The 15,276-nt window shown below is 68.1% G+C and carries 12 protein-coding genes; 10 read left to right on the top strand and 2 right to left on the bottom strand.

Annotation, left to right across the window (positions count from 1 at the left end; translation table 11 throughout):
• Nucleotides 1-66: 66 nt before the first annotated feature.
• Entirely contained in the window at nt 67-1,509 is a 1,443-nt protein-coding gene (locus tag FHG54_RS03955; protein WP_233437866.1) for an FAD-binding oxidoreductase, read from the bottom strand.
• 202 nt (nt 1,510-1,711) lie between these two features.
• Between FHG54_RS03955 and FHG54_RS03950 the strand changes: the two genes are divergently transcribed.
• The 3 genes from FHG54_RS03950 to FHG54_RS03940 all read left to right on the top strand — a co-directional run bounded on the left by FHG54_RS03950 (nt 1,712) and on the right by FHG54_RS03940 (nt 6,531).
• Nucleotides 1,712-2,764 carry an LLM class flavin-dependent oxidoreductase gene (locus tag FHG54_RS03950; protein WP_139416114.1) on the top strand — a complete coding sequence of 351 codons (1,053 nt, stop codon included), beginning with the start codon at nt 1,712-1,714 and terminating at the stop codon, nt 2,762-2,764.
• A gap of 83 nt (nt 2,765-2,847) precedes the next feature.
• Nucleotides 2,848-3,990, top strand: a complete 1,143-nt coding sequence (locus tag FHG54_RS03945; RefSeq protein ID WP_139416113.1) for an AI-2E family transporter — start codon at nt 2,848-2,850, stop codon at nt 3,988-3,990.
• A gap of 177 nt (nt 3,991-4,167) precedes the next feature.
• Complete coding sequence (locus tag FHG54_RS03940; RefSeq protein WP_139416112.1) at nt 4,168-6,531, top strand: arylsulfatase; 2,364 nt, start codon at nt 4,168-4,170, stop codon at nt 6,529-6,531.
• A gap of 3 nt (nt 6,532-6,534) precedes the next feature.
• Here FHG54_RS03940 and FHG54_RS16270 read toward each other — a convergent pair whose 3' ends face one another.
• Nucleotides 6,535-6,951: a transferase gene (locus tag FHG54_RS16270; RefSeq protein WP_168197092.1), complete on the bottom strand. Its 417-nt coding sequence runs from the start codon at nt 6,949-6,951 to the stop codon at nt 6,535-6,537.
• Between the two features lie 250 nt (nt 6,952-7,201).
• Between FHG54_RS16270 and FHG54_RS03930 the strand changes: the two genes are divergently transcribed.
• From FHG54_RS03930 to FHG54_RS03900, 7 genes are all read left to right on the top strand, one after another.
• Complete coding sequence (locus FHG54_RS03930) at nt 7,202-8,992, top strand: ABC transporter ATP-binding protein (RefSeq protein ID WP_139416110.1); 1,791 nt, start codon at nt 7,202-7,204, stop codon at nt 8,990-8,992.
• Complete coding sequence (locus FHG54_RS03925; protein ID WP_233437865.1) at nt 8,989-9,924, top strand: energy-coupling factor transporter transmembrane component T; 936 nt, start codon at nt 8,989-8,991, stop codon at nt 9,922-9,924. The genes FHG54_RS03930 and FHG54_RS03925 overlap by 4 nt, the downstream gene beginning before the upstream one ends.
• Before the next feature lie 373 nt (nt 9,925-10,297).
• Nucleotides 10,298-11,215 (top strand): LysR substrate-binding domain-containing protein, encoded by a 918-nt coding sequence (locus FHG54_RS03920; protein ID WP_139416109.1) that lies wholly within the window; start codon nt 10,298-10,300, stop codon nt 11,213-11,215.
• Nucleotides 11,216-11,358: 143 nt separating this feature from the next.
• Nucleotides 11,359-12,165: an N-acyl homoserine lactonase family protein gene (locus tag FHG54_RS03915; protein WP_139416108.1), complete on the top strand. Its 807-nt coding sequence runs from the start codon at nt 11,359-11,361 to the stop codon at nt 12,163-12,165.
• The gene (locus FHG54_RS03910; RefSeq protein WP_233437933.1) at nt 12,162-13,394 is read left to right on the top strand and encodes a Tm-1-like ATP-binding domain-containing protein; all 1,233 of its coding nucleotides are present in this window, start codon (nt 12,162-12,164) and stop codon (nt 13,392-13,394) included. The genes FHG54_RS03915 and FHG54_RS03910 overlap by 4 nt, the downstream gene beginning before the upstream one ends.
• The gene (locus tag FHG54_RS03905; RefSeq protein WP_139416106.1) at nt 13,391-13,984 is read left to right on the top strand and encodes a class II aldolase/adducin family protein; all 594 of its coding nucleotides are present in this window, start codon (nt 13,391-13,393) and stop codon (nt 13,982-13,984) included. Before FHG54_RS03910 ends, FHG54_RS03905 begins: the two co-directional genes overlap by 4 nt.
• A gap of 25 nt (nt 13,985-14,009) precedes the next feature.
• Nucleotides 14,010-15,158 (top strand): FAD-dependent oxidoreductase, encoded by a 1,149-nt coding sequence (locus FHG54_RS03900; RefSeq protein ID WP_168197090.1) that lies wholly within the window; start codon nt 14,010-14,012, stop codon nt 15,156-15,158.
• The last annotated feature ends 118 nt before the right edge of the window (nt 15,159-15,276 follow it).

Below are 15,276 nucleotides of genomic sequence, written 5' to 3'. Positions count from 1 at the left end.
CTCGTCCCAGCCTATGAAGACCGGGGCACGAGCGACAGTCCCACTCAGCCGATCGACAGCCCCCGCTCAGCCGAGCGGGTGATTCGAACGCATCATCCGGGTCGGGTCGACGGCCCGCTTGACGGCACGAAGTCGCTCCAGGTTCTCACCGAAGAACCGGCCGGCGGGGCGGGCGTGCTCCGCGAAGTTCAGGTAGTCGGTGTCACCGCGCCACGGCTCGAGGGCCGAGAACAGCCGGCCGAGCGATTCGGCGAGTGCATCGCCGTTGCCCGGCATCGCGATACCGGCGCCGAACATGAGGAATCCGGCGTCGAATCCGGCCGTGACTCCGGGCTCTGGCATGCCCTGCACGGATGCCGCGGCGCGGGCGACGCCCGGAGCCAGCATGCCGCCGAGGTGCCGGATCTCGATGGAGAGCAGTGCCGACGTGGCATCCGGCCCGACCGCCTCGACGAAAGCGCGGATCGCGGCGGGAGGCAGCTCGGCGAGCAGCATGCCGTCGCCGTGCCCGGGAGTCGGCCCTGGCGGGTCCATGTGCAGCTGCAGCAGCTCGGCAGAGGCCTGCGGGTGCACGGTGTCGATCTCGGGTGCGAGATCGCGCAGCGGCGCGAGGAGTTCGTCGACGCGGGCCGGCTCCTCCTGCATCGCGACCTCGACGACGACGAGCGAGCGGCCGGAGAGGAAGGGCGGCAGCTCGGGCATCGGCGGCAGACGCAGCACACGGGCGACCGAGGTGACGGTGGTCGGAACGCCGCCCGTCCACTCCGACCATGCGGCGAAGACCTCGGCGGTTCGCTCGATCGGCCAGAGCAGCATGCCGGCGCTCAGCACGGGCACGTCGAAGAGCCGGACCTCGACGGCGGTGACGACGGCGAAGTCGCCGCCGCCGCCGCGGAGCGCCCAGAACAGCTCGGCGTCGTGCTCGGCGTCGACCCGGCGTGCGACGCCGTCGGCCGTGACGAGTTCGATCGCGACGACGTGGTTGGCCGCGAGTCCGTGCGAGCGGCCGAGCCAGCTCACTCCGCCGCCGAGCGTGTAGCCCACGACGCCGACGTCATGCGACGATCCGGCGAGCGCGGTGAGTCCGAACGGTGCGACCGCGGCGACGACGTCGCCCCACTGGCCGCCCGCCTCGACGCGGGCGATGCGGGCCTCGGCGTCGACCTCGACGCCCCGCAGTTCGTGCGTGCGCAGGAGGATCGCGTCGGCGAGTCCGCCGTCCGCGGCGAGCGGAGCGGCGTTGTGGCCGGTGGCCTGGGGGGCGACGGCGAGGCCGAGTCCCTTCGCCGCTCGCACGGTCTGGGCGACGTCGTCGGCATCGGCCGCGACGACGACTGCTGCGGGGTGCTGGTCGACGGCGAGGTTCCAGGCCGAGCGGGCGTCGTCCCAGCCCGGATCGCCGGGAATCAGCACGCGACCGGTGATCCGGTCGTCGAGGAGTGCGAGTGCCTCGCGCAGCGAGAGCGTGACGGGGTCGGCCGCGATGGCCGACGGCATGGGGGTGTTCACGGATGCGTCCTTTCGAGATCGTCGCGGGTCCATGCGCGCCCCACTGGGCGGTGCTCCGACGGCCGAGCTGATTTCAGGCGGCGCTCACGACGAGATCATCCAACGGTGCCGTCGCCGCGGCCGCGTCAGTGGCTCCCCTCCGATCGCCTCAGTGGCAGCCCGCCCCGGAATACACCGCGCCGCGCCCCGGTTGCCGTCAGGGATGACTCCTTCGCCCCGCCTCTCCGTGCTCGACCTCGTTCCGGTGCGCACCGGCCAGACGAGCGCCGGCGCGTTCGCGGCATCCGTTCGCCTCGCACAGCTCGCCGACCGACTCGGCTTCACCCGCTACTGGTTCGCCGAGCACCACAACATGCCTTCCGTCGCCTCGACGACGCCGCCCGTGCTCGTGGCGTCGATCGCCGCGCGCACCGAACGCATCCGGGTCGGATCCGGCGGCGTCATGCTGCCGAACCACGCGCCGCTCGTCGTGGCCGAGCAGTTCGCCGCGCTCGAGGCGCTCGCTCCGGGGCGCATCGACCTCGGCATCGGGCGGGCGCCGGGCAGTGACCCGGTGATCACCCAGCTCCTCCGCGTGAGCGGCCCGACGGCCGAGGTCGACCGATTCCCCGACCACATCGCCGACATCCTGAGCCTGCTCTCGCCCGACGGCGCATCGCTCCGCCTCACGAGCGGGCGCGAGTACGCGATCAGCGCGACTCCTGCGGCGACGGATGTCCCGACGCTCTGGCTCCTCGGATCGAGCGACTACTCGGCGAAGCTCGCCGCCGAGCTCGGGCTGCCCTACGTGTTCGCGAACCATTTCTCTGGCGAGGGGCTCGAGCGGGCGCTCGAGCTCTACCGCACTGAGTACCGGCCGAGCGAGGCGCACCCCGCGCCCGAGACCTTCCTCACCGTGAACGCCTCGGTCGCTCCGAGTGCCGACGAGGCGCGCGCCAGGGCGCTGCCGCAACTGCACTCCATGGCGCGGCTGCGCACGGGCCGACCGATGCGCCAGCTCGAAACCGTCGAAGAAGCCGCAGCGGCCCCCGCGGACTCGGTCGGCGACGACATCATCGCCGCCATGGAGAAACGCTGGATCATCGCGGACCCGGCGAGCGCAGCGGCGGAACTGCGCACCCTCGCGGCCCGCCACGGCATCGACGAGATCATGCTCGCCCCGATCGGCGGCTCCTACGACTCCGAGCCGACCGACACGACTCCCGGGCGTGAGCAGACGCTCGAGCTGCTCGCGGGCGAACTGCCGGTCGCCTGAGCGGCAACCCGGCCGCACTACCTGCCTCGGGCCGTCGCGGCAAGCCCTCGCCCGAACGTGCGACGTGCACCTAGCCTTGACGAATGCCGCTCTTCCGCAAGCACGCCCCGGCCAGAAGCGCACCGCCCGCCGAGGTCGAACTGCAAGCCGCCACGCCGCCGAGAAGCCTGTGGGCGGATGGGTTCGGCCGTCTCGCGATCCGCGCCATCCAGATCATCGTCGTCGTCGTGGTCGCCGCTGCGATCATCTTCGGCCTCCAGACGCTGACCCTCGTCACCATCCCCCTCGTGCTGGCGCTCATCCTGGCCTCCGCGTTCTGGCCGGCGATGCACTGGATGCGCTCACACGGCGTACCTTCGCTGCTCGCGACGCTCATCACACTGCTGACGATCATCGCGCTCATCAGCGGTGTCGTGTGGCTGATCGTCTGGGCGGTGCGCAACCAGTGGGCCGATCTCTCCGCGCAAGCGCAACAGGGCTTCGAGGATGTGCTCGCGTGGGTCAAGACCCTGTCGTTCATCGACGATGAACAGCTCGACGCATGGGCCACGCAGCTGCAGGGCTTCGTCACGAGCGCGCAGTTCGGCTCCGGCGCCATCGCCGGTGTCAGCGCCGTGGCGAACTTCGTCACCGGGTTCGTGCTGATGGCGGTCGTGCTCTTCTTCTTCCTGAAGGACGGACCGAAGCTGTGGGCGTTCCTGCTGCGCCCCTTCCACGGCGAAGACTACGCGCGCGCACACCGCATCGGCGGCAAGACGGTCGCGGTGTTCGGTGCATATCTCCGCGGCACGGCGGCCGTCGCGCTCGTCGATGCCGTCGGCATCCTGATCGGCCTGCTCATCCTGCAGGTGCCGCTCGCGGTGCCCCTGGCGGTGCTGGTGTTCCTGCTCGCGTTCATCCCGATCGTCGGCGCCACGCTCGCCGGCATCCTCGCCGCCCTGGTCGCCCTCGTCTCGAACGGCCTGGTCAATGCCCTGTTCGTCGTCGGGGTCGTGGTGCTCGTGAACCAGCTCGAAGGCAACTTCCTGCAGCCGTTCCTGATGGGCCGCTCGATGAAGCTGCACGCACTCGTGATCCTCGTCGCCCTGACGATCGGCACCGTGCTCGGCGGCATCGTCGGTGCCGTGCTCGCGGTGCCGATCACCGCGGCGGCGTGGGGCGTCATCCAGGTCTGGGACGGCCCGAACCTCCCCGCCAGGTGGGCGAGGGCGAGACCGGCCCCCTGACCCGGCTGCCCGCACGGCCGCCGGCTGCCCGCACGCATCATGCGATCTGCGTGATTCGGCCGAGCACGGCCTTGGGTACGGTGACCCCGTCGTCGCCGAGCTGAACGCGGCCGAGGTGTCGACGGATGCCGCAGCATCTCGCCGCAGCACCCTGCCGCACCGACACGGGGGAATGTCATGAAACCAGATCGCCACGCGCGCACGATGCTGCCGATCCCCGATCGCCCGGCCCCCGGGCTCACGACCTACGACGCGAAGGATCCCGACACGGCGTATCCGCCGATCGAGCCGCTGCTGCCGCCCGAGGGCGCACCGAACGTGCTCATCGTGCTGATCGACGACACGGGTTTCGGAGCATCGAGCGCCTTCGGAGGCCCGTGCAACACCCCGAACGCCGAGAAGCTGGCCGCACGCGGCCTCATGTACAACCGATTCCACACGACCGCGCTGTGCGCGCCCACGCGGGCCGCCATGCTCAGCGGCCGCAACCATCACTCGGTCGGCATGGGCAGCATCACCGAGACCGCCACCTCGGCGCCGGGCAACAGCTCGCTGAAGCCGAACACGAAGGCTCCCGTAGCGATGACATTGAAGCTGAACGGGTACTCGACCGCGCAGTTCGGCAAGTGCCACGAGGTGCCGGTCTGGCAGTCCTCGCCCATGGGGCCGTTCGATGCCTGGCCCACGGGCGGCGGCGGATTCGAGACGTTCTACGGCTTCATCGGCGGAGAGAACAACCAGTGGGATCCGGCCCTGTACGAGGGAACAACGCCGGTCGAACCACCGGCGACGCCCGAACAGGGCTACCACCTGACCGAAGACCTGGCCGACCACGCCGTGAACTGGATCCGCACGCAGAAGGCGCTGATGCCCGACAAGCCGTTCTTCGTGTACTTCGCGCCCGGCGCAACGCACGCGCCGCACCACGTGCCGAAGGAGTGGATCGACAAGTACACCGGAGCATTCGCCGACGGCTGGGACGCGCAACGCGAGAAGACGTTCGCGAAGCAGAAGGAACTCGGTATCGTCCCCGCCGATGCGGAGCTCACGGCGCGTCACGCCGAGATTCCCGCGTGGGACGACATGCCCGACGAGCTGAAGCCCGTGCTGGAACGCGAGATGGAGGTGTACGCCGGATTCCTCGAGCACACCGACCACCACGTCGGCCGCGTCATCGACGCCATCGAAGACCTCGGGGTGCTCGACAACACCCTCATCTACTACATCATCGGCGACAACGGCGCGTCGGCAGAGGGCACGATGAACGGCGCCTTCAACGAGATGGCGAACTTCAACGGCATGGCCGCGCTCGAGACGCCGGAGTTCATGCGCTCCAAGATGGACGAGTTCGGCTCCCCGACCTCGTACAACCACTACTCGGTGGGCTGGGCCTGGGCGATGGATGCGCCCTTCCAGTGGACGAAGCAGATCGCCTCGCACTGGGGCGGCACGCGCAACGGCACGATCGTCTCGTGGCCGAAGGGCATCACGGAGCAGGGGGGGCGGCGCTCCCAGTTCACCCACGTCATCGACGTGGCGCCCACCATCCTCGAGGCGGCCGGACTGCCCGAACCGACGATGGTGAACGGCGTGCAGCAGTCGCCCATGGAGGGCACGAGCATGCTCTACACCTTCAACGCGCCCGACGAGGCCGAGCGGCACGATCTGCAGTACTTCGAGATGTTCGGCAACCGCGGTGTCTACTACAAGGGGTGGAGCGCGGTCACGAAGCACCGCACTCCCTGGGAGCTCATCGCCGACACGGTTCCATTCGACGACGACGACTGGGAGCTCTACGACGGCAGTGCCGACTACAGTCAGGCGCGGGATCTCTCGAAGGAGCATCCCGACAAGCTGCACGAACTGCAACGGCTCTGGCTCATCGAGGCGGTCAAGTACAACGTGCTGCCCCTCGACGACCGAACCGGTGAACGGCTGAACCCCGATCTGGCGGGGCGGCCGACCCTGGTGCAGGGCGACTCGCAGCTGCTCTTCGCAGGCATGGGCCGCCTGTCGGAGAACAGCGTCGTGAGCATCAAGAACAAGTCGTTCTCGGTGACCGCCGAGGTGGAGATCCCGGATGGCGGCGCAGACGGCGTGATCATCGCGCAGGGCGGCCGCTTCGGCGGGTGGAGCGTGTACGTGAAGGAGGGCAAGCTCGTCTTCGTCTACAACGTGCTCGGCATCCATGAGTTCACGACGACGGCCGATTCGCCGATCCCGTCCGGCACGCATCAGGTGCGCATGGAGTTCGCCTACGACGGCGGCGGCCTCGCCAAGGGCGGCGGTGTCACCCTGTACTACGACGGCGCCTCGGTCGGCACGGGCCGGGTCGGCATGACCCAGCCGATGGTCTTCTCAGCCGATGAGACGACCGACGTCGGCTACGAGTCGGGTACCGCGGTCAGCCCCGACTACACCCCGCAATCCAGCCGGTTCACGGGCAAGATCAACTGGGTGCAGATCGATCTCGGTGACGACGACCACGACCACTTCATCGATCCCGACGAGCGGATGCGGGTGGCCATGGCGCGCCAGTGATGCTCAGGCCGCGAGGCCGAGGCGGCGCAGGTCGTCGCTCGACGCGCGGTATTCGTCGCCGGCGGCGATCGAGAGTTCGCGCGGCACGCGTGCGCCGTTCTGCACCTTCGCGTCGCGACCGATGGTCGCGTACGGACCGACGACCGCGTTGCGGCCGACGACGGCGTTGCGGCAGACGTGCGCGTTGACGCCGACGACGGCACGTTCGGCGATGATCGCTTCGCCCTCCACCCAGCCGCCCGGCCCGATCTGGGCGCCGCGCTGCACTTCGGCACCGGAATCGACGTAGGCCGTCGGGTCGACCCACGCGGTCGGGTCGACCTTGGCGGTCGTGGCCACGAGGCCGCGGCCGTTCACGTGCTTGCGGTAGCGACGAAGGATTCCGCCGTCGTCTTCGAACTCGACGTAACTGATGCCCACGCTCTCCTCCTTCCGGTGCGCTGTCGTACGCACCCGGACTCTGATACAACACTCCAGCTGACCGGGGCATTCCCGGGCAGACGGCAACTGGTGCACTCCGGGGCGTCGCTGCTCCCAGTCCGAGCTGACCGTCGTGGCATCGTGGCTCGCTGCACAGCGTCCCACTCGGCTCGCAAGGTTAGGCTGTCCTAAGCACTGCGGATGCCGCGTCGCGGGTCGTCCGATCACCTTCACCTCGCCGAGCCGACCCATGCCCCCAGCACCACTTCTCGAACTCGACCACGTGAGCATCCGTCACGAGGGCGCTGACGTGGCGACCCCGGTCGGCGTCTCGTTCGAGGTCGCACGGGGCGAGGTCGTGCTGATCCTCGGCCCGAGCGGGTGCGGCAAGTCGACCTTGACCCTCGCCCTCGACGGGCTCGTGCCGCACGCCGTGCCCGCTGCCCTCGAGGGCACGGTGCGCGTGGCCGGCCTCGACACGAGCGAGCACCCCGTCGGGGTGATGAGCGAGCACGTCGCGATGGTCTTCCAAGACCCCGACGCGCAGATCGTCACCGGTACGGTGCTCGACGAAGTGTGCTTCGCGCCCGAGAATCAGCTCGCCCCGGCATCCGAAGTGCTCGAACGCGCCGAGCGCGCACTGAAGCTCGTCGGTCTCTGGGACCGGCGCGCCGAGAACCCCGACACGCTCTCGGGCGGCGGGCGGCAGCGACTCGCGATCGCCTGCGCACTCGCGATGGCCGCGCCCGTGCTCGTGCTCGACGAGCCGACGGCGAACCTCGACCCTGCAGGCATCGATGAGGTCTACGCCGTGCTGCGAGAGCTCGCGAGCGAGCGCGACCACGCCGTCGTGCTGGTCGAGCACAACCTCGACGCGGCCGTCGACCTCGTCGACCGGGTGATCGTGCTCGATGCGGGCGGGCATCTCGTGCTCGACGGGCCGGCCCGCGAGATCCTGCGCGAACGCGCCGACGAACTCGTCGCCCTCGGCGTCTGGCTGCCGGTCTCGACCCTCGCGGCGATGCGACTGCGAGACGCCGGCGTCGTGCTCGACCCGCTCCCCCTGTCTCCGGCCGAACTCGCCGCAGCCCTCGACGCGCTGCCGTCGCTGCCCGCTCCGCTCAGCGAGTCATCGCCCGTGCGCTCGACTGCGCTGTCGCCGCGGCCCACCCTCTCGATCGGCCCCCCGACGGGGTCGACGGGCGCGCTCGCGGTCGCCGGCGAGACCGCCATCCGCGCGCGGGACGTCTCGGTGCGGCGCGGCGGGCGGCGCGGGCCGATCGTCGTCGAGGGCGTCGACCTCGACGTCGCCGCGGGCGACCTCCTCGCGATCGTCGGCACGAACGGCGCGGGCAAGACCTCGTTGCTGCAGGCGCTCGCCGGCGTGATCCCTGCGCCGGCCGGCACGGTCGACGTGCTCGGCGTCGACCCGGCGCGGTGCGCTGCACGCGAGCGCGCCCGGCGCATCGGCTTCGTCTTCCAGAATCCCGAGCACCAGTTCATCGCCCACTCGGTGACCGAAGAACTCGCGCAGGGCCTGCGGCTGCAAGGCGTCTCCGATGCCGAGGCCGCCCCGCGTGTCGAGGCGATGCTCGAACGCTTCGGTCTCGAGGGGCTGCGCGACCAGCACCCGTTCCTGCTCTCGGGCGGGCAGAAACGCCGGCTCTCCGTCGGCACCGCGCTCATCGCCGGCGCCCCGGTGCTCGCACTCGACGAACCGACGTTCGGGCAGGACCGCGCCCGCGCCTCCGAGTTGCTCGACATGCTGCGGGGCCTCAACGACGAGGGCACCACGGTGCTCGTCGTCACACACGACCTGCAGCTCGTCGCGGACTACGCGAGCCACATCGCCGTCATGAGCGGTGGGCGCCTGCTCGGCGTCGGCCCGGCCGCCGACGTACTCGCGGGTCCGCTCGTCGAGCAGGCTGGCCTTCGCCACCCGCCGCTCGCACGGGCCACCCGCGGCCTCGAACGGCATGCCGCCTGGCATTCGGTGACACGGATGTCGCAGCTGCCCGTCTCCTCGAAGGGTGCCTCGTGAGCGGGGGCGGCGCGAGCGGCGCGAGCGGCACGGCCGGCGCGAGTGCTTCGGGGCTCCCCGCGAGCACCTCGGGGCTCCCCGCGAGAGCCGCCGTGGAGTTCGAGCCGCACACGGCATCGCTCGCCGTCGACCCCTTCGCCGAGCACCGGGTGCAGCGACCCGCCCGATTCCTGTACTCGCTCAATCCGCTCGCGAAGCTCGTCGCTCCGCTCGCCGTCATGGTCATCGTCGTGTTCAGCCGGGGCATCGCCCTGCCGCTCGCGTTCATCGTGTTCGCGGCGGCGGTGCTGCTCATCGGCGCGAAGCTGTCGGGCCGGGCGATCGCCGCGCTCCTCATCGGAACCCCCGTCGCCGCCCTCGCGCTCGGCGTCACGTTCGGCGTGTGGATCGACCCGTCGAGCGTGGCCGACCACCCCGCGGCATCCGTCACCCTCATCTCGATCGGCGACTGGGAGTTCACCCTCGCGGCCTACCTGGTCGGCCTCGCGACGGCCCTGCGCATCCTCGCGATCCTGTTGCTCTCGCTCATCGCCGGCGTCACGTCGACCGGCACCGAGTTCGTGCGCTCGATGGTCGAGAACCTGCGCGTGCCCTACCGCCTCGGCTACACCGCCCTCGCGGCGCTGCGGTTCGTGCCTCGCTTCGGCCACGAGCTCGAGATCATCAGGGCCGCCCATCGCGTGCGCGGCACCGATGTCGGCCGCGGACCGGTCGCGGCTGTTCGTCGTGCGCTCGGCTACATCGTGCCGCTGCTCGCCTCGGCCATTCGGCACGCCGAACGGGTCGCGCTCGCGATGGACGCACGCGCCTTCGGTGCCCACCGCACCCGCACCGAGCGCCACTCCTCGCCGTGGCGCGTGCGCGACACCGTGTTCGTGACGTGCTTCCTCGCGGTGAGCATCGTCATCGCCGTTGCGACCTGGGGGCGCTGAGCGGTCAACGAGGGATTCAGCGGCCGGCTGGTCTCTGGTGCCGGTCTGGTCGTTTCGGGTCTGTCGGATCCACGATGATCCGGTTGCCCTGGATGTCGCCTTCGCCGGGGTCTCCGGGTTCAGATCGCGGCGGCGCGCACGCCTTCGCCCGTTCCACGGCCCAGCGGGAACTGGGGAGAAATCGCGGTATCATCCGGTCGCCTCGGCCTCCTCCCGCGCCTCGGCACCAGAGGCTGCGCGGCCGATGGTGGTGCGGATCTCGAAGCCGAAGTCGGGGTTCGCCGAGAAGGGGTGGACTTCGGGGAGTGGGCGCTGTGCATGTCGAGTCCCTTCGGCGTGAAGCAGGTGATGACGTCGATGTGCGTGGAACAGTATGAGGATGACACGATTCGGTCAACGTCAACTCGAGTACTTCATCGCGGTCGCCGAGGCCGGGTCATTCCGCCAGGCGGCCGAGGTCGTGCACGTGTCGCAGCCGTCACTGTCGACCCAGGTGGCGGCGATGGAACGTGCCCTTGACGCCCCGCTTTTTCACCGCCACGCGCGAGGAGTGAGCCTGACGAGGGTCGGCAGGGTCCTGCTCAAAGAGGCTCGCACGGCTGTTGCTGCCAACGACCGCGCATATCGCATGGCGAAGCTCGCTGCTGACGGGGAAAACGGTGAGCTCAAGTTCGCAACCATCACCAGCATCGCCAGTGGGCTCGTGCCGCGCACGCTGGAGCATTGGCGCGCCAAGCAGCCGGGGATTCACATCGGCATGACCGAGTTCCGGAACCCCGTGGCGCTTGAGCAGTCGATTCGCGACGGGCACTTCGATTTCGCGATCGGGCCGGAACCCACGGACCGATTCACACACACGCAACTCCTGGGCTCAGAGGAGTTCGTCATCCTCCTGCCGCGAGACGACGTCCTCCTTGCGGAGACTCAGCTGCCGTTGCAGGCGCTCGCCGACCGCCGATGGGTGCTCCTCTCTGCCGACAACGGGGTGTATCGGGTGCACCAAGAGCTCTTCGCGAGAGAAAAGCTTCAAGTGGCGGGAGCTGCGCATACAAGTCAGACCGATGTCGCGGTGAACCTCGCAGCGGCCGGACTCGGTCCCACGGTTGTGCCGCGCAACATGGTGCCACAGCATCTGCTTCCACTCACCCGCTCCATCGAGCCGCCATTCCTTCGAGAGATCTTCGCATACTCGCTCGACACACTCGATTCGCTTGCAGCCCGCTTCGTGCGGGAGCTCAGTCTCGTCATCGACGCGGAACGCACCACGGGGGATCCGAGACCCATCCGATAGCTTTTGCCTATATCTGCGCAAGTAAATGTCTGATTGTCCATATCGATCAGAGCTGAGATGCTCGGGCGAGCGACACAGTGACGTGAATGCCGAGGACGGGGTTCTGCGAGCACGAGTTGCATTCGACCACATCAGGAGATGCAGTGACCAACCTTACGATCCGCCCGCTCAACACCGGCTTCGTCACCACCGTGCCCGCGGAGTACCTGTACCACCACTCCGTGCACCCGTACGTCGAGGGGGCGACACGCGACCGGATCGAGATTCCTGACTTCGCGTTCCTGATCGAAGGCGGCGAACACCTCGCCCTCGTCGATACGGGGATGAGCTGGACGGAACGGGCCTCCAAGTATCACCATCCGGGCTCTCGCCAACCGGCAGGCATGGCGATCCACGAACAGCTCGCTGCGCTCGACATCCAGTGTGAGGACATCGGCGTCATCGCCATCACGCATCTGCACTGGGACCACTCGTACTACCTGGAGAAATTCGCGAACGCGACGATCTACGTGCACGAGCGCGAGCTTGCATTCGCGCAGGACCCGATTCCCATGTACTACAAGTCATACGAGAACGCAGCCCTCGGGATCACGCCGCACTTCCATGGCGTGAACTTCACCACGATCAGCGGAGAGCGTGAGCTGATACCGGGCGTGCGCGCCCTGGAGACGCCCGGCCACTCACCCGGCCACATCTCGATCGAGGTCGATACCGCGGCCGGCAACTTCGTCTGCTCGGGTGACTCGATCTTCTGCCCAGAGAATCTCGAGCCGATCCCGGACCTGAAGTACGACATCACGCCGCCGGGGCGATATGTGGATGCGATCGGAATGTGGCGATCGATCGTCGCGCAGCGCGACAGAGTCGCCGACCCGAGCTATATCCTCGGTGCGCACGACCTCCCGCTCCTCGAGCGGATTCGCGAAACCCCGGTACTGGGGCTCCCATGAACACGATCGCCGTCGTCGCGAGCAGCGACACGAAGCAAGCGGAGATCGACTTCGTCTCGCAGCAACTCACTGCCAATGGGCTCCGACCGTTGACCATCGACACCAGCACGTCGAAGGGTCACAACTCGTCCTCCAACATCTCCCGAGAGGCGGTGGTCGAGGCAGCGGGCCATCACTGGGCCGATATCGAAGACGAGTCGAGGGAGTTCCTCTTGTCCGCCATGGCGGACGGTGCTAGCACCCTCCTCGCTGAACTGCAGGCCAACGGGCAGTTGCAGGGCGCCCTCGGCTTGGGTGGCCTGCAGAACACCACCGTCGCGGCCAGTGCGATGCAAGCGCTGCCCATCGGGGTGCCCAAGATCATCGTGTCCACCGTCGCGTGTGGCACTCGCACCTTCGATTCGGTGGTCGGCACGAGCGACATCATGGTGATGCCGTCGATCACCGATCTCGCTGGCCTCAACCCGATCAGTGAGCGAATTCTCGCGAACTCGGCTGCCGCAGTGGCAGGTGCGGTGAAGGCCGGTGGGCGGCCGGTCGAGGTCGCCGGGCTCTCGCTGGTTGGTGCCACCCTGATGGGTGCGACCAACGACGGGGTCGTCCACGCGATGGATGAACTCCGGGACTCCGGGTACTCGGTGGTCCCCTTTCACGCGACCGGCGTCGGTGGGCAGGTGCTCGAGAGTCTCATCACTGCTGGATCGCTGTCTGCCGTGCTGGATCTCACGCTGCACGAAATCGTCTACGAGTACTTCGGTGGGGGATTCGGTGCCGGAACCGATCAGCGCCTCATCGCAGCCGCGGAGGCCGGCATCCCGATGGTGGTGGCCCCTGGTGGCCTCGACTTCATCTGTCAGTGGCGAGGTGAGCTCTTCGCGGACGCCGAAGAGCGAAAGTACATCTGGCACAACGAGAATCTCGCTCACGTCAAGCTTACCGAGAAGGAAGCGCGCGACGTCACACGCATCGTCGTCGGCCGCTTGAATCGGGCGAAGGGGCCGGTGACCGTGCTGTTGCCGACACGCGGTCTGCGAACCTTCGCGAGCGTGGGGGGCCCATTGCATGACCGTGTGGTCGATGACGCGATCATCGAAGAGTTCCAGACGGGTCTGTCGCCGAGAGTTCGAGTGGCGACCGTCGAGGCCAACCTGAATGACCGGGAATTCTCGCGTGCCGCCGCATCGGAACTGAACCGGCTGCTCCTATTGGATCGGGTGGTGTCCGCATGACGATCTCGTACGAGCATGAGCGCACGGAAGTGCTCAGAGCACAGCAGCGCTGTTGGGAACAGAAGCTCCAATCTGGAAACGGTGGAAACGTCTCCGTCCGAATCGCAGGAACTGATCGGATGGCGGTGAAGGCCACCGACACATCATTCAGCAGCGCCGATCCGCATTCAGTGGTGATTGCGGACTGCTCCGGTGAACTCATCAACGGAGCCCGCCCCGCCACGAAGGAAGCCGTGCTGCACGGTGCGATCTACGCGGCTCGCGCCGACGTGACCGCGATCGTGCATTGTCACTCGCCCTGGGCGGTCGGCTGGTCGCTCACCGGCGAGGCGATCCCGAACGTCACGTATCACTCGGCGTTGAAGCTCGCGCAGCCGGTACCGGTGATCGACACGGGGAGCTATGCGGTTGCGCCGGAACAGATCGAGGACGTTCTCGCATTGTTCGCGAGTTCCGGGGCACGGGCCGTCATATTGCAGGGGCATGGGCTCGTCAGCGTCGGCGTTGATATTGATGACGCGCTCTGTACTGCCGAGTTGGTCGAAGAGACGGCTCACATCGCATTCGTCAGCAGGATGCTGCACAGGTAAGGATCGTTCGCTCATGGTAGACGGAATGAAGTCGGCAGCGGTCGTCGGCGCGGGTATCAGCGGTTTGACCGCTGCGATCGCGCTTGCGAACACGGGACTCACAGTTCGAGTCCTCGAGAAGGCGGATGCCGTCAGGACTGCCGGGTCGGGCATCGCGATCGATCCGAACGCCCAGGCGATGCTGCGCCGAGTCAAAGCCCTGGACACCGCGCTTGATGGGTTGCCTGAGCTTCGGCAGTTCGTCGGACGCGATGGAGCGGGACGGACGCTCGGACGCTACGACTGGACCTCCCGGGTCATCTTCTTCGTCAAGCGGCCCCAGCTCTTGAAGGCCCTCTACGAGTCGGCACTCGCGCGGGGGGTGGAGTTCCACCTGAACGCCGAGGTGGCCTCGGTGACGCTTGACGGCACGGTTGTCACCACCGATGGCCGGACGTTTCGGGCGGACCTCGTCGTCGGTGCGGATGGAGTTCGCTCGAAAGTCCGCCGGGCTCTCCCTGGCACGGCGGTTCTCCGGCCGTTGCCGTTTCGCGCAACAGTCACCGTCATCGACCCCGCCGAGCACCCAGACGAGAACTCCTACAACGGTGAATGGACCGAGTACTGGAGTGGCACCAAGCATGTGTACTCTGCGCCTGTCGGGGGAGGTCAGACGTACTACGCGTTCTTCTCGGCCGACTTCAAGCGCCTACCCTGGCGTCGCATCACAGAAGAGCGGCTCGCTGCTGAAGGGCTCGACGACCACGATCCTGCCGTCTGGCGCAAGCGTTTCCCCATCCTCGGCAGCGCGATCGACCGAGTGCCGGACACGCTCCGGTCGTCCCGATTCGTCGAGGTTCACCTTCGGCATTGGAGCGCGGGCCGGGTGGTCGTGATCGGTGACGCTGCGCACGCCATGGCGCCGGCCCTCGGCAGCGGCGGTGCATCCGGAATGATGGATGCGATCAGCTTGGCTGACTACCTCCATCGAGATCTCTCGTTGGCCTCCGCCCTTTCGGAGTGGGAGGCGGATCATCGGCCGCTCGTCGACCGGATCCAGCGGAGGTCACGCGGCTGGGCCACGTTGTTCCATTGCGGGCCGCTGGTGCAGAGGATCATCTTCGCCGGCGTCAACAACACCGCCGTACTGCGATCGATGCGTTTCGGCCACCTCGGGAGGGCGCCTATCAACTAGTCATCCCAGACGAGCCTGGTCCAAACATCGGGCCTCGTCGTTCCACGCCAAGAGGAGTCGTTGCGCTCTGCTGGCAGCCTCACACCGACAAAACAATGGAGTTTTCATGAGTCAAACG

Source organism: Agromyces laixinhei (assembly GCF_006337065.1).
In the GTDB taxonomy this organism is placed as follows: Bacteria; Actinomycetota; Actinomycetes; order Actinomycetales; family Microbacteriaceae; genus Agromyces; species Agromyces laixinhei.
Note: the sequence above shows the minus strand (reverse complement) of the source record. Positions and strands in the feature narration are given on the sequence as shown.